At 70.7% G+C, this 26,470-nt stretch carries 27 protein-coding genes, 1 tRNA gene and 1 pseudogene; 11 read left to right on the top strand and 18 right to left on the bottom strand.

Going from position 1 to position 26,470, the window contains the following annotated elements:
* Positions 1–2 precede the first annotated feature (2 nt).
* The 9 genes from soxA to ASF41_RS14060 all read right to left on the bottom strand — a co-directional run bounded on the left by soxA (position 3) and on the right by ASF41_RS14060 (position 7,083).
* Positions 3–755 (bottom strand): sulfur oxidation c-type cytochrome SoxA, encoded by a 753-nt coding sequence (soxA, locus tag ASF41_RS14100; protein ID WP_056494245.1) that lies wholly within the window; start codon positions 753–755, stop codon positions 3–5.
* A gap of 17 nt (positions 756–772) precedes the next feature.
* Positions 773–1,093 (bottom strand): thiosulfate oxidation carrier complex protein SoxZ, encoded by a 321-nt coding sequence (gene soxZ, locus ASF41_RS14095; protein ID WP_056216145.1) that lies wholly within the window; start codon positions 1,091–1,093, stop codon positions 773–775.
* Between the two features lie 6 nt (positions 1,094–1,099).
* Complete coding sequence (locus ASF41_RS14090) at positions 1,100–1,564, bottom strand: SoxY-related AACIE arm protein (RefSeq protein ID WP_056275964.1); 465 nt, start codon at positions 1,562–1,564, stop codon at positions 1,100–1,102.
* 8 nt (positions 1,565–1,572) lie between these two features.
* Positions 1,573–2,058, bottom strand: coding sequence for a sulfur oxidation c-type cytochrome SoxX (gene soxX, locus ASF41_RS14085; RefSeq protein WP_407067287.1), 486 nt, complete (start codon positions 2,056–2,058; stop codon positions 1,573–1,575).
* A 5-nt stretch (positions 2,059–2,063) separates the two neighbouring features.
* Complete coding sequence (locus ASF41_RS14080) at positions 2,064–3,314, bottom strand: NAD(P)/FAD-dependent oxidoreductase (RefSeq protein ID WP_056494106.1); 1,251 nt, start codon at positions 3,312–3,314, stop codon at positions 2,064–2,066.
* Positions 3,311–3,622, bottom strand: coding sequence for a c-type cytochrome (locus tag ASF41_RS14075; protein ID WP_056275969.1), 312 nt, complete (start codon positions 3,620–3,622; stop codon positions 3,311–3,313). The genes ASF41_RS14080 and ASF41_RS14075 overlap by 4 nt, the downstream gene beginning before the upstream one ends.
* On the bottom strand, positions 3,622–5,808 hold the full coding sequence (locus ASF41_RS14070) for a molybdopterin cofactor-binding domain-containing protein (RefSeq protein WP_056494103.1): 2,187 nt from the start codon (positions 5,806–5,808) through the stop codon (positions 3,622–3,624). The genes ASF41_RS14075 and ASF41_RS14070 overlap by 1 nt, the downstream gene beginning before the upstream one ends.
* Before the next feature lie 10 nt (positions 5,809–5,818).
* Complete coding sequence (locus ASF41_RS14065) at positions 5,819–6,280, bottom strand: (2Fe-2S)-binding protein (RefSeq protein WP_056216155.1); 462 nt, start codon at positions 6,278–6,280, stop codon at positions 5,819–5,821.
* A gap of 629 nt (positions 6,281–6,909) precedes the next feature.
* Positions 6,910–7,083, bottom strand: a complete 174-nt coding sequence (locus ASF41_RS14060) for a hypothetical protein (protein ID WP_156653292.1) — start codon at positions 7,081–7,083, stop codon at positions 6,910–6,912.
* Between the two features lie 462 nt (positions 7,084–7,545).
* On the opposite strand from ASF41_RS14060, the gene ASF41_RS14055 reads away from it, so the two are divergent.
* Together ASF41_RS14055 and ASF41_RS14050 are read left to right on the top strand one after the other, a co-directional pair.
* A complete protein-coding gene (locus tag ASF41_RS14055; protein WP_056216157.1) occupies positions 7,546–8,289 on the top strand; it encodes a Crp/Fnr family transcriptional regulator in 744 nt (247 codons plus the stop codon).
* A gap of 62 nt (positions 8,290–8,351) precedes the next feature.
* On the top strand, positions 8,352–8,564 hold the full coding sequence (locus tag ASF41_RS14050) for a hypothetical protein (RefSeq protein ID WP_244479658.1): 213 nt from the start codon (positions 8,352–8,354) through the stop codon (positions 8,562–8,564).
* A gap of 62 nt (positions 8,565–8,626) precedes the next feature.
* Here ASF41_RS14050 and ASF41_RS14045 read toward each other — a convergent pair whose 3' ends face one another.
* From ASF41_RS14045 to ASF41_RS14030, 4 genes are read right to left on the bottom strand one after another with little or no spacing between them, the layout of a single operon-like run.
* A complete protein-coding gene (locus ASF41_RS14045) occupies positions 8,627–9,460 on the bottom strand; it encodes a VOC family protein (protein WP_348271633.1) in 834 nt (277 codons plus the stop codon).
* A gap of 8 nt (positions 9,461–9,468) precedes the next feature.
* On the bottom strand, positions 9,469–10,389 hold the full coding sequence (locus tag ASF41_RS14040; RefSeq protein WP_056494089.1) for an SMP-30/gluconolactonase/LRE family protein: 921 nt from the start codon (positions 10,387–10,389) through the stop codon (positions 9,469–9,471).
* A 4-nt stretch (positions 10,390–10,393) separates the two neighbouring features.
* Positions 10,394–10,852 carry a hypothetical protein gene (locus ASF41_RS14035; protein ID WP_056216166.1) on the bottom strand — a complete coding sequence of 153 codons (459 nt, stop codon included), beginning with the start codon at positions 10,850–10,852 and terminating at the stop codon, positions 10,394–10,396.
* Entirely contained in the window at positions 10,849–11,343 is a 495-nt protein-coding gene (locus ASF41_RS14030) for a DoxX family membrane protein (RefSeq protein ID WP_056494086.1), read from the bottom strand. The genes ASF41_RS14035 and ASF41_RS14030 overlap by 4 nt, the downstream gene beginning before the upstream one ends.
* Positions 11,344–11,560: 217 nt before the next feature.
* Here ASF41_RS14030 and ASF41_RS14025 point away from each other — a divergent pair, with 217 nt between their 5' ends.
* Positions 11,561–13,135 (top strand): GMC family oxidoreductase, encoded by a 1,575-nt coding sequence (locus ASF41_RS14025; RefSeq protein WP_244476460.1) that lies wholly within the window; start codon positions 11,561–11,563, stop codon positions 13,133–13,135.
* Positions 13,132–14,091: an alpha/beta hydrolase fold domain-containing protein gene (locus tag ASF41_RS14020; protein WP_056494083.1), complete on the top strand. Its 960-nt coding sequence runs from the start codon at positions 13,132–13,134 to the stop codon at positions 14,089–14,091. Before ASF41_RS14025 ends, ASF41_RS14020 begins: the two co-directional genes overlap by 4 nt.
* A 227-nt stretch (positions 14,092–14,318) precedes the next feature.
* Here the strand turns inward: ASF41_RS14020 and ASF41_RS14015 are convergent, their stop codons facing one another.
* Positions 14,319–14,795, bottom strand: coding sequence for a MarR family winged helix-turn-helix transcriptional regulator (locus ASF41_RS14015; protein ID WP_056494080.1), 477 nt, complete (start codon positions 14,793–14,795; stop codon positions 14,319–14,321).
* Between the two features lie 114 nt (positions 14,796–14,909).
* Here ASF41_RS14015 and ASF41_RS14010 point away from each other — a divergent pair, with 114 nt between their 5' ends.
* Complete coding sequence (locus ASF41_RS14010) at positions 14,910–15,281, top strand: antibiotic biosynthesis monooxygenase (protein WP_056352143.1); 372 nt, start codon at positions 14,910–14,912, stop codon at positions 15,279–15,281.
* A gap of 390 nt (positions 15,282–15,671) precedes the next feature.
* Here ASF41_RS14010 and ASF41_RS23815 read toward each other — a convergent pair whose 3' ends face one another.
* A complete protein-coding gene (locus ASF41_RS23815; protein WP_082504409.1) occupies positions 15,672–16,163 on the bottom strand; it encodes a lipocalin-like domain-containing protein in 492 nt (163 codons plus the stop codon).
* Between the two features lie 290 nt (positions 16,164–16,453).
* Between ASF41_RS23815 and ASF41_RS14005 the strand changes: the two genes are divergently transcribed.
* The 3 genes and pseudogenes from ASF41_RS14005 to ASF41_RS13995 all read left to right on the top strand — a co-directional run bounded on the left by ASF41_RS14005 (position 16,454) and on the right by ASF41_RS13995 (position 19,332).
* Positions 16,454–17,506: a tyrosine recombinase XerC gene (locus ASF41_RS14005; protein ID WP_056494077.1), complete on the top strand. Its 1,053-nt coding sequence runs from the start codon at positions 16,454–16,456 to the stop codon at positions 17,504–17,506.
* Between the two features lie 22 nt (positions 17,507–17,528).
* Positions 17,529–18,837 (top strand): annotated as a pseudogene (locus tag ASF41_RS14000) (leucine-rich repeat-containing protein kinase family protein).
* A 120-nt stretch (positions 18,838–18,957) separates the two neighbouring features.
* Positions 18,958–19,332 carry a hypothetical protein gene (locus ASF41_RS13995; RefSeq protein WP_200941355.1) on the top strand — a complete coding sequence of 125 codons (375 nt, stop codon included), beginning with the start codon at positions 18,958–18,960 and terminating at the stop codon, positions 19,330–19,332.
* 240 nt (positions 19,333–19,572) lie between these two features.
* Here the strand turns inward: ASF41_RS13995 and ASF41_RS13990 are convergent, their stop codons facing one another.
* On the bottom strand, positions 19,573–20,694 hold the full coding sequence (locus tag ASF41_RS13990) for an aldo/keto reductase (RefSeq protein WP_056352142.1): 1,122 nt from the start codon (positions 20,692–20,694) through the stop codon (positions 19,573–19,575).
* Positions 20,695–20,790: 96 nt separating this feature from the next.
* Here ASF41_RS13990 and ASF41_RS13985 point away from each other — a divergent pair, with 96 nt between their 5' ends.
* On the top strand, positions 20,791–21,684 hold the full coding sequence (locus tag ASF41_RS13985; protein WP_056211784.1) for a LysR family transcriptional regulator: 894 nt from the start codon (positions 20,791–20,793) through the stop codon (positions 21,682–21,684).
* Between the two features lie 188 nt (positions 21,685–21,872).
* Here ASF41_RS13985 and ASF41_RS13980 read toward each other — a convergent pair whose 3' ends face one another.
* Positions 21,873–22,643 (bottom strand): SDR family NAD(P)-dependent oxidoreductase, encoded by a 771-nt coding sequence (locus tag ASF41_RS13980; RefSeq protein ID WP_056494074.1) that lies wholly within the window; start codon positions 22,641–22,643, stop codon positions 21,873–21,875.
* Between the two features lie 112 nt (positions 22,644–22,755).
* Positions 22,756–24,387, bottom strand: coding sequence for an alpha-D-glucose phosphate-specific phosphoglucomutase (locus tag ASF41_RS13975; RefSeq protein WP_056494071.1), 1,632 nt, complete (start codon positions 24,385–24,387; stop codon positions 22,756–22,758).
* Positions 24,388–24,623: 236 nt separating this feature from the next.
* On the opposite strand from ASF41_RS13975, the gene ASF41_RS24885 reads away from it, so the two are divergent.
* Both ASF41_RS24885 and ASF41_RS13970 read left to right on the top strand, forming a co-directional pair.
* Positions 24,624–24,700: transfer RNA gene (locus ASF41_RS24885), tRNA-OTHER, on the top strand.
* Between the two features lie 234 nt (positions 24,701–24,934).
* Positions 24,935–26,428, top strand: coding sequence for a DUF2252 domain-containing protein (locus ASF41_RS13970; RefSeq protein WP_082487485.1), 1,494 nt, complete (start codon positions 24,935–24,937; stop codon positions 26,426–26,428).
* Positions 26,429–26,470: the final 42 nt, after the last annotated feature.

Raw genomic sequence — 26,470 nt, 5'->3', positions numbered from 1 at the left:
CCCTACGGGCGCACCGCCGGGGTCTCCATCGGCAGGGGTGCGGCCCGGTCCATGAGGTAGCGCTCCAGGGCGACGAACTCCGCCGCGCCGTAGGCGAAGGGCTCGGCCCGCATTCCCGTCATGCAGTTGCGCAGGCGCCGCTGCACGGACCCGACCCCCTGCCATTCCAGGCGGTAGAGCGGATAGCCGGTGGGGTGGCCCTGCGGGACCAGGGCCGCGCCGAGGCGGCGCCCGGGGTTGTCGTCGTGGCAGGCGGCGCAGGACAGGCCGAGCTGGCCCATGCGCTGCGTGAACAGCGCCTTGCCGGCCGCCCGGGCGGGACCGAGGCGGGGATCGTCCGGGGCCGTGATCGGCAGGCCCGCGGACTGGGCGGCGACGTAGGTGGCGAGCCCGAGGAGCTCGCGGCTCTCGTACGGATAGGGCTCCGCGCCCTGGTGGCGCCGCCGGCAGGCATTGATCCGGCCCTCGAGGTCGAGGGGGGCCGCGGTCTCGGCGTCCCAGGCCGGGTAGCGGGCGGCGACGCCGCGCATCGTGGTCCCGGCCTCGCCGTGGCAGCCGGCGCAGGCGGGCCGGCCCGGGGCCGGCGGCTTGCCCCAGAGGTCGGCGCCGTCCGCGAGCCAGAGCAGGGCCGGGTTGGCCATGCCGTCGCGCTGCATCGCCTGGATGTCGGGGCTCATGGTGTCGAAGCCCGAGCGCCGCGCGGCGGCGGGACTCCCGTCCGCCCGCCCCGGCCCCGCCGACAGGACCGCGACCATCAGGAGCGCGAGCCGCCTCACGTCACCGTCAGGGTCGCGGTCTCGGTCTGCGAGAAACCGTTGTCGCCGCGCCAGGTGAAGGTGAGCGTGCCCGTCCGCGTCGCCCGCAGGCTGAAGGTCAGGTAGGGGTTGGCTGCGGTGGCCGGAAACAGCTCGGCCCGGAACACCGTCTCGCCGTCGTAGAGGCAGGCGAACTCCGTGATGATGTCCCGCGGGCGGATGCGCCCGTCGGCCCCCGGCCGGAAGCCGGTCTCCATCGGGTGCGAGATCAGGGTCTTGATCGTGACGACCTCGCCGACCTGGGCGGATTTCGGCACGTTGATCAGGGTGCGGGCCATGGCGGCTCAGCCCTCCAGGCAGGCGGCGAGGGTGACGATGGCGTCGGCCGTGGTCGACCAGTAGCGCCCGTCGCTGGTCTCCGCGATGGCGGTGATGCGTTGCGTGTCGGCGAGGCGGATTCGGGTCGTGATCGCAGCGCGACCTCCACGCGACCCTAGGTATACGGTGATGACGTTCGGCTGCGGATTCCTGTCGTTGAACACCGCGATGCGGCGGACATGGTCCTCCGGCGTCATGGGGCTGTCCACCGCCACGGTGATCGTCACCGCGTTGCCGTTCTCGACCAGCGGCGGCAGGTCGAGGCGGACGCGCCCCGGGAGGATCTCGGCCTCGCCCGCGAAGCGCCGGATGGCCTCGGCCGTGCTCTCGGTGCGGATCGCGGCCCCGGCCGCCACCGGGTGCAGGGCGACGGTCGCGGCGAGGCCGGGTCCAAGGGCGAGGAGGCCGCGTCGGCTCGGGTGGTGGGACATGTGCGGGCTCACGGCGCCGGCCTCTCCGAAGGGGTTTCGCGTAGCGTCGCAAGGAAGGCGACGATGTCCTCGATCTCCTGGGGTGCCAGCACCGGCCGGCCGCGCCAGGCTGCGCCGACCCGCGTGGTGCCCGCGAGGCTGTAATAGGAGGGCATGATGGTGTCCGGGTTCAAGACCCGGCCGTCCACGAGGCGCAGGCGCAGGGCTCCGGGCGCGAGCCGGTCGCCGACGCCCACGAGGTCGGGGCCGAGATTGCCGGGAAACGGCTCCTCGGGGAACGGCCCGGCGTGGCAGAGCAGGCAGAGCCCCTTGGTGCGGTCGGTCACGAGGGCCCGGCCCCGCGCGGGATCCCCCGGCACGCCGGTCAGGCTGGCGGGTATGGCACGGTCGACGACGGTGACGGGCCGCAGGGGCCCCGCGCCCGGTTCGGCTCCCGCCGCGGCCTCGGCCCGCGCGGCCAGGATCGTGCAGCCGATCCAGACCCATCCGGGCACGCGCCTCACCCGAAGACCTGCCGGGTGATGGTGCGGTACCAGTCGGCGGCGTGGAGGGCCTCCTGCTCGCGCAGGGCCATCGACGCGTCGACCGGGCTGATGCCGCCGGCCCCCTCCACGTCAGCGAGGACGCCGCCCGCCGGGTGGTAGACGCCCGCGATCGAGATGCCGTAGCCGGGCGCCACCAGGCTGTAGCAGGTGTTGATCAGCTTCGGCGTCTCGGGTGCGCGGCCAGCCAGGAGGTCGATCACCGCGTCGGCGCAGACCTTGGCCTGGGCGTTGGCCGAGAAAGCGGATTTCGGCATCGCCCCGGCGATGGCCGCGTCGCCGATGACGTGGATGCCGGGCACCAGCCGGGATTCGAAGGTGACGGGATCGATCGGGCACCAGCCGCTGCGGTCGGCGACGCCAGCGACGGCGGCGATCCGCCCCGCCCGCTGGGGCGGGATGATGCAGGCCACGTCGGCCTTGTAGTCCGAGAAGTCGGTGCGGACGATCATGGCGTCCGGGTCGACGGCAGTGACCTGTCCGCCCTCCGCCAGGGGGACGTATTCGAGTTGCGTCGGGTAGAGGGCCTTCCAGCCCGACTGGAACAGGCGCTGCTTCGAGAAGGTGTCCTTGGCGTCGAGGAGGATCAGCTTCGCGCGGGGCTTGGTGGTCTTGAGCACATGGGCGATCAGGCTCGCGCGCTCGTAGGGGCCGGGCGGGCAGCGATAGGGATTGCCCGGCACCGCCAGCACCACGGTGCCGCCCTCGGGCATCGCGGCGAGCTGCCGGGCGAGGAGCAGCGTCTGCTCGCCCGCCTTCCAGGCATGGGGCATGCGCTCGGCCGCCGCCGCGTCGTAGCCGGGAATGGCGTCGAAGCGCAGGTCGATCCCCGGCGAGAGCACGAGTCGGTCATAAGTGCGTGCGGTGCCGTCTGCGAGCGTCACCCGGCGTACATCCGCGTCGATGCCGGTGGCAGCGGCGTGCACGACGCGGATGCCGGCACGGGCAAGGCCCTCGTAGCCGAACCGCTGCGCCGCCATCGGCTGGAGCCCGGCGATGACCTCGTTGCTGAACGGGCAGGAGACGTAGGTCGAATTCACCTCGACCAGGGTCACGTCGAGGCCGCCGCCGTGGAGCGCACGTGCGGCGGTGGCGCCGCCGAAGCCGCCGCCGATCACCACGACCTTTGCCGCGGCCTGAGCCAGAGCCGGCCGCCCCAAAGCGAAGGCTGCCCCGGTGGCGAGGAACGCCCGGCGCGTCCGGCTCATGGCCGCTCCTGGCTCGTCTCGGGGGCGGCCGGACGCTGCCGCGACAGGTAGGCGGCGATCGCTCGGGACTCCTCCTCCGAGAAACCCCTGGCGATGCGGCTCATCACGCTCGCGGGTCGCACGCCCGAACGGTACTGGGCGAGCGCCGCCGCGATTTCGGCCTCCGGGCGACCGTCGATCGCCCCCATCGCGGCCCCCTCGGCGTGACACCCGGCGCAGGAGGAAGCCCCCGGCGGCGGGCGCTCCCTCGCCAGGACCATCCCGACGGACCCGGCGAGCAGCCAGGCCGCGAGCACAGCCGGGCGCATCACGCCCGGCGCAGGTCCGTGTTCTTCACCGGCATCTGGCGCACTCGCTTGCCGGTGGCCGCATAGATCGCGTTCAGCACAGCGGGGGCCGCCACCGCGATGGTGGGCTCGCCGACCCCACCCCAGAAGCCGCCCGACGGCATCACGATCGTCTCGACCACGGGCATCTCCTGAAGCCGCATCACGGGGTAGGTGTCGAAGTTCGTCTGCTCGATGCGGCCGTCCTTGACGGTGCATTCCTGGTAGAGCGCCGCGGACAGGCCGTACACGAAGGAACCCGCGATCTGGGCGTCGATCTGCTGTGGGTTGAGGGCATGGCCCGGATCGGTGGCCGCGACGATGCGGTGAACCTTGACCGTCCCATCCTCGCCGACGGAGACCTCGGCCACCGCTGCCACGTACGAGCCGAAGCCCATCATCTGGGCGAGACCCCGGTGGACGCCTGCGGGGGGCTTCGTGCCCCAGCCGGCCTTGTCCGCCACCGCCTGCAGCACCGCCCGGTGCTTGGGGTGCTGCTCCATCAGCTTCAGCCGGAAGGCCAGGGGATCCTGTCCCACCGCATGGGCGAGCTCGTCCATGAAGCATTCGAGGTAGATCGCATTCGGGTTCATGTTCACGCCGCGCCAGAAGCCCGGCGGGACGTGCGGGTTGCGCATGGCGTGGTCGACCAAAATGTTCGGGATCGCGTAGCCAATCGCGGCCTCCGCGCCGCCGGCATTGAGCCCCTGGAACACCACCGGATCCTTGCCGTCCACCATCCGGTTCGGCGCCACCGAGACCAGGATCGATTGCCCCGAGATGCGCATGTGCAGCCCGGTGACGTTGCCGGCGTCGTCCAGCCCGGCGCGCATCCGGCATTGGGTGATCGGGTGGTAGCGCCCGTGGGTCATGTCCTCCTCGCGGGTCCAGATCAGCTTGATCGGGGTCCCGGGCATCTCCTTCGCGATGAGGACGGCTTGGCGCAGCCAGTCGTGGGTGGCGCCGCGCCGGCCGAAGCCGCCGCCGAGCAGGAGCTTGTAGACGTCGCACTGTTTCGCCGAGAGGCCGGCGGCCTCGGCCACGGCGGCGAGCGCCGCCTCGCCGTTCTGGGTCGGTGCCCAGGCCTCGCAGCGCTCCGGGGTCCAGCGCACCGTGGCGTTCATCGGCTCCATGGTGGCGTGGTTCTGGAAGGGGACGCCGTAGGTCGCCTCCACGACCCGGGCCGCGCCCTTCAGGGCGGTCGCGACGTCGCCGCCCTTGTTGCCCACATAGGCGTCCTCGGCGTCCAGGCCGTCGCGCAGGGTCGCCGCGATGGTCTCGCTCGAAACCTGGCCGTTCGGGCCTTCGTCCCAGACGATCGGCAGGGCCTCCACGGCGGTCTTGGCACGCCAGAAGGTGTCGGCGATGACCGCCACGCCGGTATCGCCCACCGCGACGACCTTCCTGACCCCGGGCATACCCTCGACAGCCTTGGCGTCGAAGCTCTTCACGGTGCCGCCGAAGACGGGGCAGTCGCGGATTGCCGCGTTCAGCAGGCCAGGCATGGTGAGATCGATGCCGTAGATCTGGCTGCCGTCGGTCTTCTCGACGGTATCGAGGCGCTTCACCGGCTTGCCGGCGATGGTCCAGTCCTTCGGATCCTTGAGGACGATGTCCTTCGGCGGCGTGACCTTGGCTGCCGCCATCGCCACCGCACCGAAGGTGGTGGTGCGGCCGGAGCCCCCATGGCTGATCACGCCCTTCTCGACCCGGCACTCCGAAGGAGCGACGCCCCAACCCTGGGCGGCGGCCTCGACCAGCATGATGCGGGCGGCGGCTCCCCCCTTGCGAACATAGTCCTGGGACTCGCGGATGCCGCGGCTACCGCCCGTGCCGAAATCGCCCCAGACCCGGCCGCGGGCGACGTTCTGGCCCGGCGTGGGATACTCGGTGACCACCTTGCTCCAGTCGCAGCCGAGCTCCTCGGCGACGAGCTGGGCGAGGCCCGTGAGAGTGCCCTGGCCCATCTCGGATCGGGCGATGCGGATCACCACGGTCTCGTCCGGCTTGATCACCACCCAGGCATTGACCTCGGGCGTGAGCGCCGGCGGAGCCTCCTGCGCGGCAGCCTCGGGGAAGGGCACGTGAAATCCGAGGCTGAGGCCGCCGGCGGCAACGGCGCCGGCCACGAAAGCGCGTCGGGAAGGCTTGTTCGCGAGGGCATTCATGGCTGTCTCCTCAACCGGCCTGGCCGCCATCGGCGGCGAGCTTGATGCCGGCCAGGACGCGGTTGTAGGTGCCGCAGCGGCAGATGTTGGTGATCTCGGAGCGGATCTGCGCCTCGCTCGGGTGCGGGTTCTGCGCCAGCAGCGCCGCCGACGCCATGATCATTCCAGACTGGCAGAAGCCGCATTGCGGCACGTCGAGTTCGGCCCAGGCCTTCTGCACCGGGTGCGAGCGATCCTTCGACAGGCCCTCGATCGTCACGATCTTCTGGTCAGGGGTGACGCTGGAGACCGGCATCGAACAGGAGCGCACCGCCGTGCCGTCGATATGCACCGTGCAGGCGCCGCACTGAGCGATGCCGCAGCCGTACTTGGTGCCAGTGAGGCCGGCCTGCTCGCGGATGACCCAGAGGAGCGGCGTGTCGGGTTCGGCCTCGACCTCGCGGATGGCGCCGTTCAAATTCAAACGGATCATGCGTTTCCTGCCGTGTTGCCCAGTCGTGAGTCGTGCTCCGCCGGATGTCCGCGGCGGCGGCTCCCTCTTTGATGGTTGTACGGTGCCGTGGTCGACCAAGTCCACAGGCATTTCTCGTCGCGAACCATGTGCAGGTCGGCCCCTGGCATGGGATCTTCCAAATCCGCCCCGCGACCGATTATCTTCATGCATTTCCGTTATTCAAATTTATCTTTGAATATTCATGAGATCTTGCCTCAATTTGGACCGCCTCCCAACCATTCGCATGGGATTTTATCCAGAATAACGACTGCGTTTCGGCGAGAGGCGGGTCATCCATGAGGCCCGGACTTCGATGCGCTTGAATCCGGTAGCCGTGATGCCGACGTACTGAAGATGTGGCCGCACGCGCCTGCGTCGGCTCCGACTTTCTAAAAGGCACCCCGCGGGCATCACGTGGTGCGACGTAATCGTGGGTGATCGCGTTCCATCAGAATGCAGATTTCCCCCCCCCCCCCGATCGAAGTGCCTCCTTCCCAAGGTCCGCGCTCCGATAGGGGCTGGGCGGCTCGAGTCTCAACAGCTGCAACCGCCCAGCCCCGCCTTTCAGACCCGCGTCAGGCCGCGCGCATCCGACGGGACACACCGGCTCAGATCACGGCGCCCCGCTCCGGGTCCGGTCCCTGCGGAATGAGCCGGTGATATTCGCCCTCGGGCAGTCCGTTGCTGCTAGCGGCGAGCGCCTCGAGCGCCTGCACGCTGAGGGTCGCGCCGAGGCGCTGGGATCCCAGGGTCTGGACCAGGAATGCGTGGGTGACGGGCATCTCATCCCCGCCCACCCGGTCATGCGACATGAGAATCTGCGAGCCAGACGGATTTGCAGGGGCAGGGTCGCATGCCCCCAGGGGGTGTGGCCGATCTGAACCTGAACGAAGCGGCGCGGGTCTCTCACGCCCCCGCCACGTTCTTCGGTAAGATCGGGGATCGCTTCCACCAGCGAAGGGCCCATTCACATCCGCGTGATACTTTCAGCCTGATCGGCACAGTCAGGCCTGTCACTGATATTTGTTAATGCGCCGGCGTTCGCCTTGTTAATGCAGGCCCATTCGGGAACACCCCCTGGCGAGAGGGCGAGGTCGATACCCGCGGGCAGACCCGGCCAACGCGGGCACCTCCCCACCTGTCTTCATGTTAGTAGGTGAGGATTGCGCGGTCCGGCCGGTCTACGGAGTTCCGATGCGTCACTCCTGCCCACGCCAAACCTGCCCGAGAAAGGCACTTGCGCAATGAGCCTTGCCGCCGGCACCGATCTCAGCCTGCTCGTTCGAAAATTGGAGACGATCATCACCGTCTCGGACCTCGAGCGTCGGGCGATCGAACGCCTGCCGGTCACGCGCCGGCAATTGAGCGCCCATCAGGACATCGTGCGCGACGGCGACCATCCCAAGCAATGCTGCCTCCTGCTCGAAGGGTGGGCCTTCCGCTACAAGCTCCTCGACGAGGGCAAGCGGCAGATCCTGTCGGTCCACATCCCCGGGGACATCCCCGACCTGCAGAGCCTGCACCTGCCGGTGATGGACCATAGCCTCAGCACCCTGACGGCCTGCACCCTGGCCTTCATCCCGCACGAGGCGATGCTCGACCTCACCCGCAACCATCCCGGCATCACGGCCGCCCTCTGGCGGGATACCCTCGTGGACGCGGCGATCTTCCGGGAGTGGATGACCAATATCGGACGCCGCTCGACGCTCGGCCGGATCACGCACCTGTTCTGCGAGATCTACCTGAAGTTGCACGGCATGGGACTGGCGCGGGACTTCGCCTGCGAGATGCCCCTCACCCAGGGTGACATCGCCGATGCGATCGGCGTCTCGAACGTCCACGTCAACCGCGTCCTACAGGATCTGCGCGGCCAGGGACTGCTGACCCTTCAGGGGCAGCGCCTCGTCATCCACGACTGGGACGCACTGACGAACCGCGCGGAATTCGACCCGGCCTACCTGCATCAGAAGCGGCCACCCGGCCCATGACGCTGAGCCTCCAGTCCATCCGGATCCGGACAGGGAGCAGCGACGAGGAAGGCCGGCTGGTCATGGACGAGGGACTCCTCGTCGCGATCCTGATCCAACTCTCGGCCGACCATGGCGCGGAGGCCGGACACTGGTTCCTGGAGGTGGGTTTCGGCAACCTCGGTTCTCCGAGGCCGGCGCCTTTCCGCGATCTGGCTGCAGCGCTGGCCTGGATCGCGACGCAGGCGGACACGCCGTCCGGCGAGGGCGTGCGCGACGGGGTCCGCAGGCCGTGAATTTCCGGTTCCGGGCGCATTCGGCGCTGCGCCCCACGGGCGGGCCGCTCCGGACGAGGATCTCAGGTCAGCCGAAGCCGATGGCCGTCCGGGTCCCGGAGGTGGCGGGGCGCGCCATCGGCGCCGGCGAAGACCAGGACGGTGGCGGCGATGTCGCGGTCGTCGCAGACGTGACCGCCGCGGGAAAATTCTCCTGCGTAGTCAAGGAGTTCGACGTGCGGTGTGGGTGCCCCCGGCGGCCTCAGGCCCGTCACGGTGACGTGCGGGTCCGGCACGTCGTCGAGGCGGGCCTGCGCGGGACCGGCATTGGTGGAGCGCGACGCCGCCCTGAAGCCGAGGCCCGCGTAGAAGGCGAGGCTCGCGGCGGTATCCGTCACCGAGATCGCCGAATGGTCGAGGCCGAGGCAGGGATCGGGGCCGCCGCTGCGCCAGGCCTCCGGTACCTGCCCGGGGGAAAACGCAAGGAATTCAAGGGGATGCCCCTCGGGGTCGCGGAACTTGAAGGCGGTGACGCCGCCCGAGGCCGCCGGCAGGCGCTCCGGCCCGGCCGTGGAGATCGGGCGCCAGCCCGGCGTCGCCGACAGGCGTGAGACCGCGGCCGCCATGTCCGAGACCACGATGGCGATGTGCTGGAACAGGGGGCTCCAGCCCGGCACGGCGTCGGGATAGGGCCGCCCCGGACGGTCGAACCCGACGAGGTCGACGGCCTGCGCGCCGAGCCGGAGGGACACGACGGTTTCGCCAAAAGTGGTTCGCCGGTCGACCAGAGGTCGTGTCGAGGTCACACGGGAAAACCCGAGCGCCGCCGTGAAATACCGCGCCAGCGTTTCAGGATCGGCGCTGACGAGGCGAATCCGGTCCAGGCGCAGCGGTCCGGCCCCGCTATCCGGCCTCACGCCATCCGTCACGGGGTCTGCGCGCCGCGCCGGTTGAGGAAGATCGCGTAGAGGGTGTGCGAGCCGCCGATGAACAGGCGGTTCTTCATCCGGCCGCCGAAGGTCAGGTTCGAGACCCGGTGGGGCACGAAGATCTTGCCCATCAGGTGGCCGGAGGGATCGATGCAGTGGACGCCGTCGGCGGCGCTGCTCCAGACGTTGCCGTCCTCGTCGACCCGCATCCCGTCGCAGTAGCCGGGGGCGACGGTGTGGAAGACCCCGCCCCCCGAGAGCGCGAAGTCGGAGCCGACGTCGAAGACGCGGATGTACTGGCGCGGGTTCGGCCGGCTCTGGTCGCCGGTCTCGGAGACGTAGAGCCTCCGCTCGTCGGGGGAGAAGGCGAGCCCGTTCGGTCCGTCGAAATCGGTGGCCATGGCGCGGACCGCGCCGGAAGCCGGGTCCAGGCGGTAGAGGGCCGGCGGCTGCTCGGAATCCTGGCGCCCACCCTCGTAGTCGGTGGCGATGCCGTAGACCGGGTCGGTGAACCAGATCCCGCCGTCGGAGGCCACCACCACGTCGTTGGGGGCGTTGAGGCGGCGCCCGGCATGGTGGGTGACCAGGGTGGTGACGGCGCCGTCGTATTCGGTGCGGGTGAGGCAGCGGTTCCGGTGCGAGCAGGCGATCAGCCGGCCCTGGCGGTCGCGGGTCTGGCCGTTGGCGAAGTGCGAAGGCGCCCGGTAGACCGAGAGCCCCTCCGCCTCGCTCCAGCGCAGGGTGCGGTCGCGCGGCAGGTCCTGGAACAGCAGGCAGTCGGCATCCCCGAACCAGACCGGCCCCTCGATCCAGCGGAAGCCGGTGGCGATCTCCTCCAGTTCGGCATTGCCCAGCAGGTATCCGGCAAAGCGCGGATCGACGACCTCGAACCCCGGATCTTCGCGCGTGGACGCCATGGGGCTACCGGAACCGGCACGGGGTGGCGACGGTGGGCGGCGCATCGAACTGCACCACCATCAGCACGGCGGGTTCAGGCCCGACCGTGCCGGAGAGGTGCCCCTGGCGCCCGTCCACCGCCTTCGTGTTCTGGTCCTCCCCGAAGGAGATCTCGCCGGGCCCCATCTCGACCCGGGTGCCGTCCATGGATTCGACGAACCAGCGCCCCGAGAGCGGGATGATCCATTGGGGCTTCGGGTTCTCGTGCCAGGCGCCGGTCCAGCCCACCGGCTGCACCGTGACCATCACGGTGGCGCCGTCATGGGTCTTGGTGCCCTGCCATTGCGGATCGGCCGGCGGCTGCATCGACTTCATGTCGAAATCGGTCAGGGCGCAGCGGGTCTGGTGGCTGACGCCCTCGGCGTCGGTCCAGAGGTGCCAGTAGGGCACGCGGGGTTTTTCGGGGGCGGTCTCGTCGCTCATGGGCTCGTCCTGACGGGGGTGGAAACGGGGGTGGTGCGGTAGGGCTGCGAGGAGGCCAGCGGGTCGGCGAGGAAGAGCCGCACCGTGTCGGCCCCGGTGCCGAAGGTGATGAGCAGAAACCCGCCGGCCAGGGCGAAGTTCTTCAGGAAATCCCAGAATAGACCCCGGCCCTTGCTGTCGCCGCCGGCCCAGAAATCGCCCGGGCGCCAGAACTGCTTCCACAGGAGCGCCGTGACGCCGCAATAGCCGGCGAGCACGAAGGCGGCGGCCCGGTCGGCGATGCCGGTGAGGATGCCGGCCGACATCACCACCTCGACGAACAGCCCCGCGAGGATGAGGGCGCGGGCGAGCCCGGTGCTGGCGACGCGCTCGCGGGCCTGGCCGACCGCGCCCCGAAAATTCAGGATCTTGTCCAGCGCACTGAAGGGCAGGAACAGCAGGACGAGGAGGAGCCGGACCGCGAAGGCGATACCGATGCTGAGTGCGATCAAGATCCGGTCCTGACCTGAGAGGTGGGCGACCCGCCGGGATGGGATGGCTCGGCAGAACGTGATGCCATCGGCGGTTGAACGCGGCACCCGCGCGGGGGTTCAAACGTTCGGAGCATCGGATGCTGCACCGCGGCGCGCGATCGTGGCGCAAGCGAGGCTCCGGTGCCGGCATCCGCGAACCGACCCGCCCGCGGCGCAGGATCCCGAAGGACGCCCCATGGAAACCCCCATGAATCAGGACCATTACGACGTGGTGATCGTGGGCTCGGGGCCGGGCGGCGGCACCATGGCCTGGCGCCTCGCCCAGACCGGCAAGCGGGTGCTGCTCCTGGAGCGCGGCGGCTACCTGCCGCGGGAGCGCGAGAACTGGGACAGTCAGGCGGTCTTCGTGGATGCGCGCTACCAGGCGCCCGAGACCTGGTACGGCGCCGACGGGCGCACCTTCCACCCGGGCCTGCACTACTACGTGGGCGGCAACAGCAAGGTCTACGGCTCGGTGCTGCTGCGCCTGCGCGCCCGCGACTTCGACGTGGTGCGCCACCCCGACGGCGAGGCGCCGGAATGGCCGGTGAAGTACGACACCTTCGCGCCCTACTACCAGGCGGCGGAGGAGCTCTTCCACGTCCACGGCCTGCGCGGCGAGGACCCGACCGAGCCCCCGGCGGACAAGCCCTACGCCTACCCGCCGGTCTCCCACGAGCCGCGCATCCAGGAGCTGTTCGACGGCTTGAAGCGCGAGGGGCACCGGCCCTTCCACCTGCCGGTGGGCGTGCTCCTCGACGAGCGCGACGGGAAGGCCCTGCCGCACTCGGCCTGCATCCGCTGCGACGCCTTCGACGGCTATCCCTGCCTGACCAATGGCAAGGCCGATGCGCAGATCATCTGCGTCGACCCGGCCCTGGCCCGGCACCCGAACCTCACCCTGTGGACCGGCGCCTATGTCGAGCGCCTCCTCACCAGCCCGAGCGGGCGGGCGATCACCGGCGTCGAGCTCGTGCGCGACGGGCAGAGCCGGACGGTCTCGGGCGACATCGTGGTGGTGGCCTGCGGCGCCCTCTCCTCGGCCCTGCTGATGCTGCGCTCGGCCAACGAGGCGCACCCGCACGGCCTCGCCAACGGCTCCGGCCAGGTCGGGCGCAACTACATGCGCCACAACAACGCCACGGTGCTGGCGGTCTCGCGCACCCCGAACCCGACGAAGTTCCAGAAGACCCTCGGGCTCAACGACTTCTACTTCGGTTCGGACGATTGGGACTTTCCGCTGGGCCACATCCAGATGGTCGGCAAGTCCGACGGCACCCAGATCCACGGCGAGGGCCTGCCGGGCTTCCTGCAATGGTTTCCCGAAAAGCCCTTCGACTGGATCGCGAAGCATTCCCTCGACTTCTGGCTGACCTCGGAGGACCTGCCCCGGCCGGAGAACCGGATCTTCTACGAGGGCGGCCGGGTCCGCCTCGACCTCACCGAGAGCAACATGGAGGGGCATACCCGCCTGAAGCAGAAGCTGCGCGACCTCTGTGGCAAGCTCGACGTGCACCCGCACCTGTTCGACCGCTCGCTCTATCTCGGCAAGGACACGCCCATCGGCGGCACCGCGCACCAGGCCGGGACGCTGCGCTTCGGAACGGACCCGGCCACCTCCGTGCTCGACCTCGATTGCCGGGCCCACGGCATCGACAACCTCTACGTCACCGATGCGAGCTTCTTCCCCTCGATCGGGGCCGTGAACCCGACCCTGACCATCATCGCCAACGCCCTGCGGGTCGGCGACACCATCGCGGGGCGGCTGTGACCAGCCTGCCCGCGCGCCTCCTCGCCCTGGCGATCCGCCTCACCGGGCGGCGGCGCAGCTTCGCCCAGGCGGAGCGCGACCCCGAGGCGGCGGTGGCCCGGCGCCCGCGGCCGGCCCGGCCGACGCCCGCCCTGCGCCGGACCCTGGCGGTGACCTGGGAGACCCGCGACGGCTTCGAGGTCTACACCCTGGCGCCGCGCACGGGGGCACGGGCGCCGCGCACGGGGGCCGGGGCCCCCGGCCAGGGAGCCCGCACGGGGCGGGTGATCTACCTGCACGGGGGCGCCTATACGAGCCCGATCACCCGCCTCCATTGGCGCTTCCTCGCGCGGCTGGTCTCGGCCACGGGCCTCACCGTCACGGTGCCGCTCTACCCGCTGACGCCGGAGCATGCCTGCGCGCAGGCGAGCGCCTTCGCGATGGCGGTCTACCGGGCCTGCGCCGAGGCCGATCCGGGCGCGCCGATCGCCCTGATGGGCGATTCGGCCGGAGGCGGCCTCGCTCTGTCCCTGGCGATGCAGGTCCGGGAGACCGGCGGCGCAGGCAGCCTGCCCGGTCCCGCCGGCCTCGTCCTGATCTCGCCCTGGCTCGACGTCACCACCGCCGACCCGTCCCAGGCCCGGATCGAACCCCGGGACGTGATGCTGATGCGCCCGGGCGTGCGGACCCTCGGGCGCTGGTACGCAGGCGACTGGGACCTCACGGACGAGCGGGTCAGCCCCCTCTTCGGCACCCTGCGGGGCCTGCCGCCGATCGAACTCTTCTGCGGCACCCACGACATCCTGGTGGCCGATGCCCGCCGCCTCGCCGCCCTCGCCCGGGCGGAGGAGGCCCCCCTCGCCTATCACGAGGAGCCCGGCCTGATGCACGTCTACCCGCTGCTGGGCCTGCCGGAATCCCGCCGGGCCGAGGCGCGGATCTGGGATTTTTTGGGGGACCGGATGGGCCGGGGGTGAGGGGTTGGATGTGGGGCGAGTGACGGGCGCTTCTGTATGGCAATGAGGCGTCGCGGCGGCCCGTTTCGGATCGAGGGCGGGTGTTAGGCCCGCCCCTCTGCGTCGGTGATGGGTGAGGAGCAGACCCTGACCCTTCGCCCTCAAGCGGACGTTCCGCCAGCGATCCCCGAAAGCAGCCGTCCTTGTGGACGATACCCGGGGCGTCGGGAGCGTCAGCCGACCGTGAGCTATGCGCTCCGGTCCTCGGCATCGGCGCCGCTCTCCGCGAGCCTGTTACGCAGCATTCCGAGAACACGCAGCGCCGTGGCGAGATCGTCGGAAGGGATGTCTTTGGCCAAGTTGCCGGCCGCCGGAAACCAAGCCCGAACGGCGGCTTCGTAGGCGTGCCGACCTGCCGTCGTCAAAACTACGAGTTGTGCGCGCTTGTGGTGCGGGTTGGTCTCGAAGGCCACCAAGCCGTCCTTGGCGAGTTCGTTGACGATGCGCTGCACGTTCTGCCGGTTCGCGCCGAGGTCCCGGGCCAGCCAAGCCACCGGCTGCGGCCGATCTGCATAGGCGATGGCCCCCATGATCTGCCAGCGCGCGCTGGTGAGCCCGAAGGGCTCGACCAGGCGGTCGCCCCAGATCAGCGTCGCGTTGTTGACCCGGAAGAGCGTGAGAACGAGATCGGTCAGCGCTTCAGCGGAGCGAGAAACTTCGGACATCGCAGAGATCACCGCCTATTGACATCATGATGCCATTTCGCCAATAATGACATCATGATGCCATGTAGGCATCACGAAGGCAACTCATTGGCCTGCATGCCCAGGGAGCACCCGATGTCGACGTTCATCGAAATGGACAGCACCGTGACCCTCGCCGACCAGTTGGCCGACGAGGAGGCTGGTCCGATCGTCTTGATCAACACCTTCGTCGTCCCGCCAGAGGACGCGGACGCGCTTCTGGAGGTCTGGAGCCGCGATGCGGCGATCATGAAACGGCAGCCGGGCTTCATCTCGACACAGCTTCATCGCGGCATCGCGGGAAGCGGTGCCTTTCTGAACTATGCGGTTTGGCAGTCCGTCGCCCATTTCCGGGCCGCCTTCGCCAACCCCGAGTTTCGGGCGAAACTCTCGGAGTATCCAGAGAGCGCGAGGGCGAGCCCCCATCTGTTCCGTAAGGTCGAGGTTCCCGGCATTTGCATCGCCTGACGCCTCATGGGCCCAGATCAGGACACCGCTCTTCGAGAACGCGGATGAAGGCTGATCACTGCGGTTGCTCGATCGAGTGAGGGCCACTTTCTCAGCCCTCACTTCCCAAAGCGGACCGTCGGAAATCCACCACCCTGGACGTGGGTCATCCTCGACGTAGCTGCCGAGAAGCGGACCTTCCAAAAGTCTGAGAAGGGTGGGAAGCCGCCCTTGGCCTTTCTCGCCGAAGCGGACATTCCTCTCCACACTTAAACCTCACCCTGAGCGCTGATCCACTCTGTTGCTAAAACGGACGCAACAAGTGCTTTCGTACGGATCGCTCACAATACTTCGAAAAACCAGATTTCGCTTGGCATTATAGGACAATAATGAATCTGAAACCCTCAAGTTTCAAGGATACCGTTCCCAAACAAGCGTGATTACGCTCATCTTGCCGTCGACATTGAACTTAAAGGGCGGAGTGACCAGTGTGAGTTTATTATCGCTGTACTCCACTTCTCTGACCTGTGACGTACCTGTCCAAACCTCATTCCACGACGTATCAATGGCATGTGTGACTTTCTTGCCGTCGAATTTAAAGGTGCCTGCGTAAGCAAAGAAAGTCTTGTGGAGGCGGACCCGATCCTCATCCGTCATCTTATCGTTTGCCGCAGGTTTTTCGCGACCCTCGAAAGCGCAAATCACCATCATGCGCCCGTCTTTCCCATAGTTGATCCAGCCGGTTGGCCGAGGACCACCATAGGCGTCGATTACCTCATTGGTATCCACGATCTTCCGGGTAGCACTCGAAAGGCGCCACGTCCCGTGGATGTCCTGTGTATCTAATGCGAAGGCTCCGGAAGCGCTTACGAAGCACGCCACGGCTGTAGCAACTATTCTCATATGCTGCTCCTGTTGCTGTAAATTCGCAGCATGCGAACCACATCACTATGGATGGATACTTTACTCACATCCACTCTATCGAATGACTGGGACCGAGAATTGTCATTCGAAACCAGTTTGGCAGAACTCCACCCGTGCCGGTCGTAGGCTTCTGTCTAATTAGCAACCTGGAAGCGGACGTTGTCGGCTTCTGCAAAGGGTCGGAAGCCGACCTCCCCGGCAGTCAGATTCCGCCACCCCGCGCCCCCTCGGCAACGGAGCGTCAACGCCTCTCGGGCTTCAGTGGCCGGATGGCATCCTCCGCACCCGGTCCCGCCCCGCTCCCCGCCGACGCCCTGGCGTTTCCCGGGGACGCGGTCCTGCGCGCCGAAGCCCGGGCGTGGCAGGACGAACTCGCGCGGGAGCGGCGCCTCTCGCCCAACACCGTCGAGGCCTATGCCCGGGACCTGCGCCAGTTCCTGGCCCATCGCGCCGGGCGGCACGGCCCGCCCGGCATCGCCCAGCTCGTCGCCCTGAAACCGCGCGACGTGCGCGCCTTCATGGCCGCGCGCCGGGCGGACGGGGTCGGCGGGCGCTCGCTGATGCGGGCGCTGGCGGGCCTGCGCTCCTTCGCCCGCCACCTCGAGCGCGAGGGCCACGGCACCGTGGCGGCCTTGGGCGCCGTGCGCTCGCCCAAGGTGGAGCGGCGCCTGCCGCGCCCGATCCCCATCGACGCCGCCCGGGCGATGACCGGGCCGGAGCTGCGGGCCGGCGAGACCCGCGAACCCTGGGTGCTGGCGCGCGACGCCGCCGTGCTGGCCCTGCTCTACGGTTCGGGCCTGCGCATTTCCGAAGCCCTCGGGATCCGGGCGAAGGACGCGCCCGTGCCGGGCACCGATTCCGTCACCGTGCTCGGCAAGGGCGGCAAGACCCGGATGGTGCCGGTGCTGCCGGTGGTCGCGGCGGCGGTGGCCGACTACGTGGCGGCCTGTCCCTACGCCCTGGCGCCGGACGGCCCGCTCTTCGTCGGCGCCAAGGGCGGCCCGCTCTCGCCGCGGATCATCCAGTACGCCGTGGCGGCGATGCGGGGCGGGCTGGGCCTACCCCCGAGCGCGACGCCGCACGCCCTGCGCCACTCCTTCGCCACCCACCTCCTGGCGCGCCAGGGCGAATTGCGGGCGATCCAGGAGCTGCTCGGCCACGCCTCCCTCGCCACGACGCAGCTTTACACCAAGGTCGACGCCGCCCGCCTGATGGAGGCCTTCGACGCCGCCCATCCCCGCGCCGGCGCTGGCCGGGCCGCGGCCCTGCGCGCGAAAAGTCGTGCGCCCGGTCCCCCACCCGCGCTAGGACCGGCGGCATGATCCGGCTCCCCGCGCCCCCGACATGACCCAGGACCCGTTGGCCGACCCGCTGGCCGCCCAGCTGGCCTCCCTGCGCCGGGGCGACTGCGCCGGGGCCCGGGCCCTGCGCTTTCCCCCCGGCCTCGCCGAATTCCCGCCCGAGATCTTCGGCCTCGCCGACACCCTCGAGCTCCTGGACCTCAGCGGCAGCCACCTCGACGCGCTGCCGGCGGATCTCGGCCGCCTGCGGCACCTGCGCGTGCTGTTCTGCTCGGGCAGCCGCTTCACCCGCCTGCCGCCGGTCCTGGGGGATTGCCCGTCCCTGAGCCAGGTCGGCTTTCGCGGCACCGGGCTCGAGGAGGTGCCGGGCGAGGCCCTGCCCCCGGCCCTGCGCTGGCTCACCCTCACGGACAACCGGATCGCCGCCCTGCCGGACGCCCTCGGGCAGCGCCCGCACCTGCAGAAGCTCATGCTCTCGGGCAACGCCCTGACCCAGCTGCCCGAGAGCCTGGCGGGGGCGCCGAACCTGGAGCTGGTGCGGCTGGCCGCCAACCGCCTGGAGGCGCTGCCGCCCTGGCTGACCACCCTGCCGGCCCTGGCCTGGACCTCCTTCGCGGGCAATCCCGTCGATGACGCGCCCGGGCGCCGCGACGTGCCGGGCGTGCCCTGGCGCGATCTCGAACCGGGCGACCTCCTCGGCGAGGGCGCCTCGGGCCGCGTGCACCGGGCGCTCTGGCGCCGCGGCGGGGCCCCGGCCGAGGCGGTCGCCCTGAAGCTGTTCAAGGGTGCCATGACCAGCGACGGCCTGCCCGAGCGCGAGATGGCGGCCTGCCTCGCGGCCGGCGCGCACCCGCACCTCACCGGCGCCCTGGGGCGCCTCGTCGACCACCCGGCGGGCGCGGAGGCGGGTGCTCGCCGGGCCGCCGAGCCTGGAGAGCTGCAGCCGCGACGTCTACGCCCCGGGCCTCGCCCTGACGCCGGCGGCGGCCCTGCGCATCGCCCGCGCCGCCGCGGAGGCCTGCGCCCATCTCCACGCCCGCGGCATCCTGCACGGCGACCTCTACGGCCACAACATCCTGTGGGACGGCACGGACGGCGCCGCCGTCGTCAGCGATTTCGGCGCCGCCTCGACCCTGCCCGCGGGGCCGGCCGGCGCGGCCCTGCGCCGGATCGAGATGCGGGCCTGGGGGCTGCTCCTGGGCGAGCTCCTCACCCTGGCGCGCCTCGATTCCGGCCCCTGGCGCGACCTGGAACGGGCCTGCACGGGGCCCGACATCGCGGCGCGCCCGGACTTTTCGGATCTCCTCGCCCTTCTGCCGGCCGCGACGACGGGGGCCGGCCGCGACGACTGATGTGCGGAAAGCACAGGCGCCGCCCGGCGCAAGTCCCGGCGGGCCGAACCCGCGCCCCGGCCCGAAGCGGCCCCGATTTCGTCACGGTGGCCCGCCAGGGACCGCAGCCGGAATCAAGGGATGACGGGGATCATGAAGGCATTTACTTCCGCGTTGCTGCTCCTCGGCGCCCTCGCGGCCCCGCAGGCCGCGATGGCCGCGAGCAAGACCACGGTGGGCGTCGGCACCGGCGCGGTGGCGGGCGCCCTGGTGGGCGGACCGGTGGGGGCGGTCGTGGGCGGCATCGTCGGCGGCTATATCGGCGCCACCGCCGAGAGCCCCCGCCCGCGCCGCCGCCGGGTGCGCGCCGCCCGGCGGGCCGCGGTCGCCCCGCCCAAGCTGCGGGTGGCCGAGGAGCGTGCCGCGCCGGTCCGCCCCGCCGCCCCGGCCGCCACCGGCAGCCTTGCCCCGGTCACCACCGCCCCCGCCGCGACCACCTGGCAGAACCCGCGCTAGCGGTTGTCCGGGATTCGGGGAAAACGGTTCTCCCGAAAAGACCAACGACCGGACAGGACTCGAGGGTCTGTCGGGTTCAGGATGAGCCTGACAGACTCCCGGGGGACGGCCTTCGAGGCCCGGGACGCGCCCCGGCCGACCGTCCGCTCTTGGGGCGCACCGCCATGACGTCGGACATTGGCCGTCCGATCGAGCGGTGCTCGCTCAGGGCGCGGGAGCGTGGGCGGGACGGGATGGGCCTCAGGCCGCCTCGCCCGAGGCCTGAACCCGCGCGCCGCCGAACACGACCGCCTGCCGCAACGGCGCTCGCGACAGGCCGTAGATCAGGCGTGGCTCCGCCGGCGCGCTGACCGCCTCCAACGCGGCGCGATGCTCCGCGGCGAGCACGACATCGAGCGCAGCGATGTTGTCGGCCACCTGCGCCGGTCGGCTCACGCCCATCAGCGTCGCGGTCACACCCGGTCGCCCCATCACCCAGGCGAGCGCCACGCGCGCCGGCGATTGCCCGATGGCCTCCGCCACCCGGCGCACCGCTTCGACGATGGTCCAGTTGCGCGGCGTGAACAGGCTGTCGCCGAACGGATTGGCCCCATCGAGCCGCTTGTCGCCGGCGGGACGCGCCTCGCCCGACGCCGCCGCATCCCTCGGCAGGCCGCCCGCGCGGGGTCCGGCCGCTTCCACCGTCGCGCGGTCGTACGTGCCGCTCAGCAGCCCGTAGGCGAGCGGCGACCACGGCACCACGCCCAGGCCGAATGCGGCTGCGAGCGGGATGTGCTCGTCCTCCACGTCCCGGTTCACGAGGGCGTAGAAGTACTGCAGGGCGATCGGCCCCGGCAGCCCGCGTCGTGCGGCCAGCGTCGCGAGCGTGGCAACGTACCAGGCGGGCGTGTTCGACACGCCCCAATAGCGAACCTTCCCGGCGCGCACGAGACCGGCCATCGTCTCCAGCAACTCCTCGGCCGGCGTGACCCCGTCCCACACATGCACCCAGTAGAGGTCGACGTAGTCGGTTCGCAGACGGCGCAGCGAGCCTTCCAGCGCCGCGTGGACGTGCTTGGCACCGTTGCCGCCCGCATGCGGACCGTTGCCCGTCGCGAACCCCGACTTGGTCGCGAGGACGATCCCGTCCCGCACGCCGGACGCGCGGATGAAGCGCCCGAGCATCGCCTCGCCCTCGCCCCCGGCATACACGTCGGCCGTGTCCACGAAGTTGCCGCCCCGCTCCCGATAGGCGTCGAACACGGCGCGGCTGCCGGCCTCGTCCAGCCCCCAGCGCGCCGTCCCGAAGGTCATGGTGCCGAGCGCGAGGGGACTGACCGCCAAGCCGGAGCGGCCGAGCGTACGGTAATGCGTGAGGTCCATTGTTGCATATCCTTGCTGCTATCACCCAGGATAAGGCCACCGGCCCAGGGGGATTAGCCGGATTCATCGGCAAGGGTCTGTGAGTGGAATTCAGCAATGCGACGAGGCACACTCGATGATCTCGCGGCCTTCGCGGCGGTCGCGCGCACCTGCAGCTTCACGCGTGCGGCGGCGGAACTCGGCCTGTCGCCCTCGGCGCTCAGCCACGCCGTCCGCGGGCTGGAGGAACGGCTCGGGGTTCGGCTGCTGGCGCGCACCACGCGCAGCGTCGCGCCGACGCCGGCGGGCGAGCGGCTCGTGCGGTCGCTGGCCCCGGCGCTGGCGGAGATCGAAGGCGGCCTTGCAGCCCTCGCCGACTGGCGCGGTGCGCCGTCCGGTGCGCTCCGGCTGACGACCTTCTCCTCGGCCGCACGCCGCGTGCTCGAGCCGGCCCTGCCGCGCTTCCTCCTCGACCATCCGGCCGTCTCGGTCGAGGTCGTCATCGACGATCGCCTGGCCGACATCGTCGCGGACCGGTTCGACGCCGGCATCCGCTTCGGCGAGTCGGTGGAGCGGGACATGGTGGCGGTGCGGCTGGGGCCGGACCTGCGCACGGTGGTGGTCGGCACGCCCGCCTATTTCGCGCGCCATCCGCGGCCCGAGACGCCGGCCGACCTGGACGCGCACAACTGCGTCAACTACCGGCTGGTCGGCGGCGGGGGATTGCTGCCGTGGGAGTTCGCGCGCGACGGCCAGGAGGTGCGCGTGCGGGCCAAGGGGCAGCTCATCGTCAACGATGCGGACCTGTCGGGGGCCGCGGTGCGGGCCGGGGCCGGGCTCGGCTACATGCTGGAGGAGGACGTGGCCGCCGACATCGCGGCGGGCCGCCTCGTGCAGGTTCTGGCGGACTGGTGCACGCCCTTCCCCGGCTACCACCTCTACCATCCGAGCCGGCAGGCGACGCCGACGCTTCGCGCCCTGATCGACGCCCTGCGTCGGCCCGAAGCCTGACCGGCCGGGGTCCGGCGCGACGCGGGTGTCCTCGCGACCGCTTCGTCGCGATCTCGCCACAGGGCGCTCCGCCGGCCTTCCGGCCGCCGGAGCGCGGGGCGGGCCGACGAGGTCCGGCCCGACCCGGACCGGACCGGGCGTCAGGCGCCGCCCACCCGGGCGGCCGCCCCGCGGCCCCCGTCACCCCCTCAGGCGCCGCCCCACTGCATGGTCAGGCCGCCGTCGACCACCAGGGTGTGGCCGGTGACGTAGTCGGCATCGTCCGAGGCGAGGTAGAGGATCGCCTTGGCGATCTCGTTGGGCTGGCCGGCCCGGTGCCACGGGATGCGCTCCAGGGACTGGGCGAGCTTGTCCGGGTTCTCGAAGCGGTCGGCGGTCATCGGCGTCTCGATCAGGCCGGGCGCCACGTTGTTGACGTTGATCCGATCCTCGGCGAGCTCCCGCGCCAGGCTGCGGCACAGCGAGCCGACGCCCGCCTTCGACATGCCGTAGGGGGCACTCTCCGGGGTGGGCAGGTGCTGGGCCACCGAGGAGACGATGACGATCTTGCCGCGCCCGCCCTGGGCCCGGCGGACCTTGATGAAGGCCCGGGCGCAGAAGACCGGGGCCATCAGGTTGACGCGCAGGATCTGCTCGAGCTTGCCGTCGTCCATCTCGGCCACCGGCATGCCGCTCATCGCCTGGCCGGCATTGTTCACCAGGATGTCGAGCACGCCGAGATCCTGCGCGACCCGCGCGAAGGTCGCCGCCACCGAGGCCGGATCGCCGACATCGTTCTGGATCACGAGGCAGCGGCGGCCCGCCGCCTCGACCCGGCGCGCGGTCTCGCGGGCACCGTCCGCGTCGGTGTTGTAGGTGATCGCCACGTCGGCGCCCTGGCGGGCGAACAGCTCGGCCGTCGCCTGTCCGATTCCCGAATCCGCGCCCGTGATCAGCGCGCGTTTGCCTTCCAGCGTCATGTGAGCCCGTCTCCTCGCACCATTCGAATCGATGCGGGGACAAGGGACCGGCGCCCGGCCCTGTTCCGGGCCGCGACGCCGGATCACGGGCGCCCGTGCGGGCGTGCGCCCCTCAGGTGACGACGCTCGGCGCGGCGCGGCCGGTGAGCGCGGCGATGTCGGCCAGCGCGTTGGCCACCGCCACCACCGGGGCCAGCACCTCCGCCACCGGCAATTCGAGCCGGTCTGGGGCGGCTTCGTAGCGCTCGATATAGACCCGCAGGGTCGCCCCCGCCGTGCCGGTGCCGGAGAGGCGGTAGACCACCCGGGCGTCCTCCGCGAAGGTGACGCGCACGCCCTGCTGCTCGGTGACGGAGCCGTCGACGGGATCGACGTAGCGGAAGTCGTCCGCCGCCGCGACGGTGAGGCCGCCGAGCTTGCTGCCCGGCAGCGTGGCGAGCTTGGCCCGCAGGCCCTCCATCAGGCCCTTGGCGGCCCCGGCGTCGATCTCCTCGTAATCGTGTCGGGTGTAGTAGTCGCGCCCGAACGCGGCCCAGTGCCCCCGCACGACGTCCTGGGCCGGCTTGCCCGTGACCGCCAGGATGTTCAGCCAGATCAGCACGGCCCAGAGCCCGTCCTTCTCGCGGACGTGGTTCGAGCCGGTGCCGGCGCTCTCCTCGCCGCAGAGGGTGATGAGGCCGGCATCGAGCAGGTTGCCGAAGAACTTCCAGCCGGTGGGGGTCTCGTAGGCCGCGATGCCGAGCGACGCCGCCACCCGATCCAGAGCCCGGCTCGTCGGCATCGAGCGGGCGACGCCCGCGAGCCCCTGAGCGTAGCCGGGGGCGAGGTGGGCGTGGGCGGCCAGGATCGCCAGGCTGTCGCTCGGGGTCACGAACAGGCCGGGGGCCACGATCATGTTGCGGTCGCCGTCGCCGTCCGAGGCCGCGCCGAGGTTCGGCGCGTCGGCGCTCAGCATCAGCTCGTAGAGGTCGTGGGCGTGGACCGGGTTCGGGTCCGGGTGGTGGCCGCCGAAATCCTCCCGCGGCGTGCCGTTGAGGACGGTGCCCGGCTCGGCGCCGAACACGCCCTCCAGGATGGCGTGGGCGTAGGGGCCGGTGACCGCGCTCATGGCGTCGAAGCGCATGCGGAAGCCGCCGGCGAACAGGCGCGCGATCGCGTCGAAGTCGATGAGTTCGCGCATCAGCGCGAGGTAGTCGGCGACGGGGTCGATCACCGCGACGGTCATGTCGCCGATCCGGGTCTCGCCGATCGTGTCGAGGTCGAGGTCGGGCCCGGCGACGATCCGGTATTCGGTCAGCGCCTTGGTGCGCGCGTGGATCGCCGCCGTGACGCTTTCGGGGGCCGGGCCGCCATTGGCGGTGTTGAACTTGATGCCGAAATCGCCCTCGGGGCCACCCGGGTTGTGGCTCGCCGACAGGATGATGCCGCCGATGGCGCCGTGCTTGCGGATGACGCAGGAGGCGGCCGGGGTCGAGAGCAGGCCGCCCTGGCCCACCAGCACGCGGGCGAAGCCGTTGGCGGCGGCGATCCTCAGGGTGGTCTGGACCACCTGGCGGTTCAGGAAGCGCCCGTCGCCGCCGAGCACCAGGGTGGCGCCCGCCCGATCGGGAATGCAGTCGACGATCGCCTGGACGAAGTTCTCGACGTAATGCGCCTGCTGGAAGACCGGCACCTTCTTGCGCAGGCCGGACGTGCCCGGCTTCTGGTCGTCGTAGGGCGTCGTCGGGACGGTCGTTGCGGACATCGTTCAAGCACTCCTGAATCGCCGCGCTCAAGAACGCGGTTTGCCGCTGCGGGTCAATCGGCGCCGGCCCGCAGGGGAGCCGGCCTTCGGGGCAAGCTTTGCGCCGATGGGGGGCGACCACGCACGCTTCGGACAGCGTCGCGGACGGGGATGGTCTTCAGAGAGCGATGACAACGCCAGCGTTCCCGAAGCACATCCGCCTTGCCGCGTCGCGGATTCCATGCTTCCTGGATCTCGGCCAGGTGGGTGAGTGTCGAGCCAGGATCCCCGCAAGGATTCGTACGTCCGGTTCAAATCCGGACCCCGGCCTCCATCCTGAACGACCAGCCCCCTCGCGGCGCGTCTTCGAGGTTCGCCCTCCCCCCCCAAGGGCGGACGACCGGGCCTGAACGCCGGCCGCCGCAACGCCCCTTGCCGACGTCGCCTTTCGCAGCCGCGTCCCGACGCTGCGCGCCGGGATGAAACCCGGTCCTGAGACGTGTTGCCCCGGGAACGATCCCAAACGGTCAAGATTTGTCCTTCACGAATTCGCGTGTGAGGACCGTGCATGGAATGCCCCCAGGATGTCAGCCTGCGCGCTGACGGGTCGAGCGCGACCGAGGTCCGCCCGGAGGCCGACGACATCCTGCTGGCGCCCCTCGCCGACATCCCGCGCATCAACCTGCGCGAGGCGGGCGAGCCCTGGGACAAGCGTCGCCACGCCGGCAAGGCCCTGCGCGAGGCGGTGCCGCACGCCGCCCACGCGGCCTGGACGCCACCCGCCCACCGGCCCGACCCCGTCGCGCTGATCGAGGCGGCGCATGAGGGGCGCCAGGCGCACCTCATCCCGCTCCGGGTCGCCCGCATGGCGAGCTCGCCCTTCGCCTTCCTGCGCGGGGCCGCCCACGTCATGGCCTGGGACCTCGCCCACACCCCGCGCAGCGGCATCGCGGTGGTGATGAACGGCGACGCGCACCTGGCCAATTTCGGCCTGTTCGGCACGCCCCAGCGCGACATCGTCCTCGACCTCAACGACTTCGACGAGGTCACGATCGGACCCTGGGAATGGGACCTGAAGCGCCTCGCCGCCAGCATCGAGGTGGCGGCGCGCACCGACGGGGTCGCCAAGGCCGAGCGCCGCGAGGCCGCCCTCGCGGCGGTGGCGGGCTACCAGCACACCATGACCGAGCTGGCGCCGCAGGGGCCCCTCGACGTCTGGCACCAGGCGGCCCGGGCCGACCAGCTCGACTTCGCCGGGCTCACCATCGACGCCCATTCCGAGGCGGTCATCGCCAAGGCGGTGGAGAAGGCGCGCAAGAAGCACAACAAGAGCCTGCTCGCTCGGGTCGGCGAGCGCCGCACCGACGGCGGCTGGCGCTTCAAGGCGGCGCCCCCGATCCTCACGAGCGTCGATGCCGAGACCCGCGAGGCGGTGATCGGCGGGCTGGAGCACTATGCCGAGACCCTGCCGCGCGAGCGCCGGTTCATGCTCAGCCGCTACCACGTGGTGGACGTCGCCCACCGGGTCGTCGGGGTCGGCAGCGTCGGCACCCGCGCCTACGTCGCGCTCCTGTGCGGGAATTCCGACCAGGACGTCCTCTTCCTCCAGGTCAAGGAGGCGGTGACGCCGGCCCATGCCCCCTACCTCGCGGGCATGCCGGACGCCTACGGCGACCACGAGGGCGAGCGGGTGATCTACGGCCAGCGCCTGCTCCAGGCGGTGGGCGACCCGCTGCTGGGCTGGACCACCATCGAGGGCCGGCCGTTCTACGTGCGCCAGATGAAGAACATGAAGGGCGACATCCCCGTGGCCGGCCTCACCGGCCAGCCGCTGATCTACTTCTCCTGGGCCTACGGCGCCCTGCTGGCGCGGGCGCATGCCCGCACCGGGGATGCGGCGGCCATCGCGGGCTATTGCGGCCGCGACCGCCAGTGCGACCTGCGCGAGGCCCTGGCCGACTGGGCCCTGGCCTACGGCGATCAGAACGAGGCCGACTTCGCCGCCTTCCAGGCCGCCATCGCGCAGGGCCGCCTGGAGGCGGCGCCCGACCCGGAGATGTGATCCACAGGCCTGCGACAAACTGGGGACGGCGGGCGAAAGAAC

Source organism: Methylobacterium sp. Leaf111, from assembly GCF_001423285.1.
Classification (GTDB): Bacteria; Pseudomonadota; Alphaproteobacteria; order Rhizobiales; family Beijerinckiaceae; genus Methylobacterium.
The sequence above is the reverse complement of the archived record's forward strand: the minus strand, read 5'-3'. Positions and strand labels throughout refer to the sequence as shown.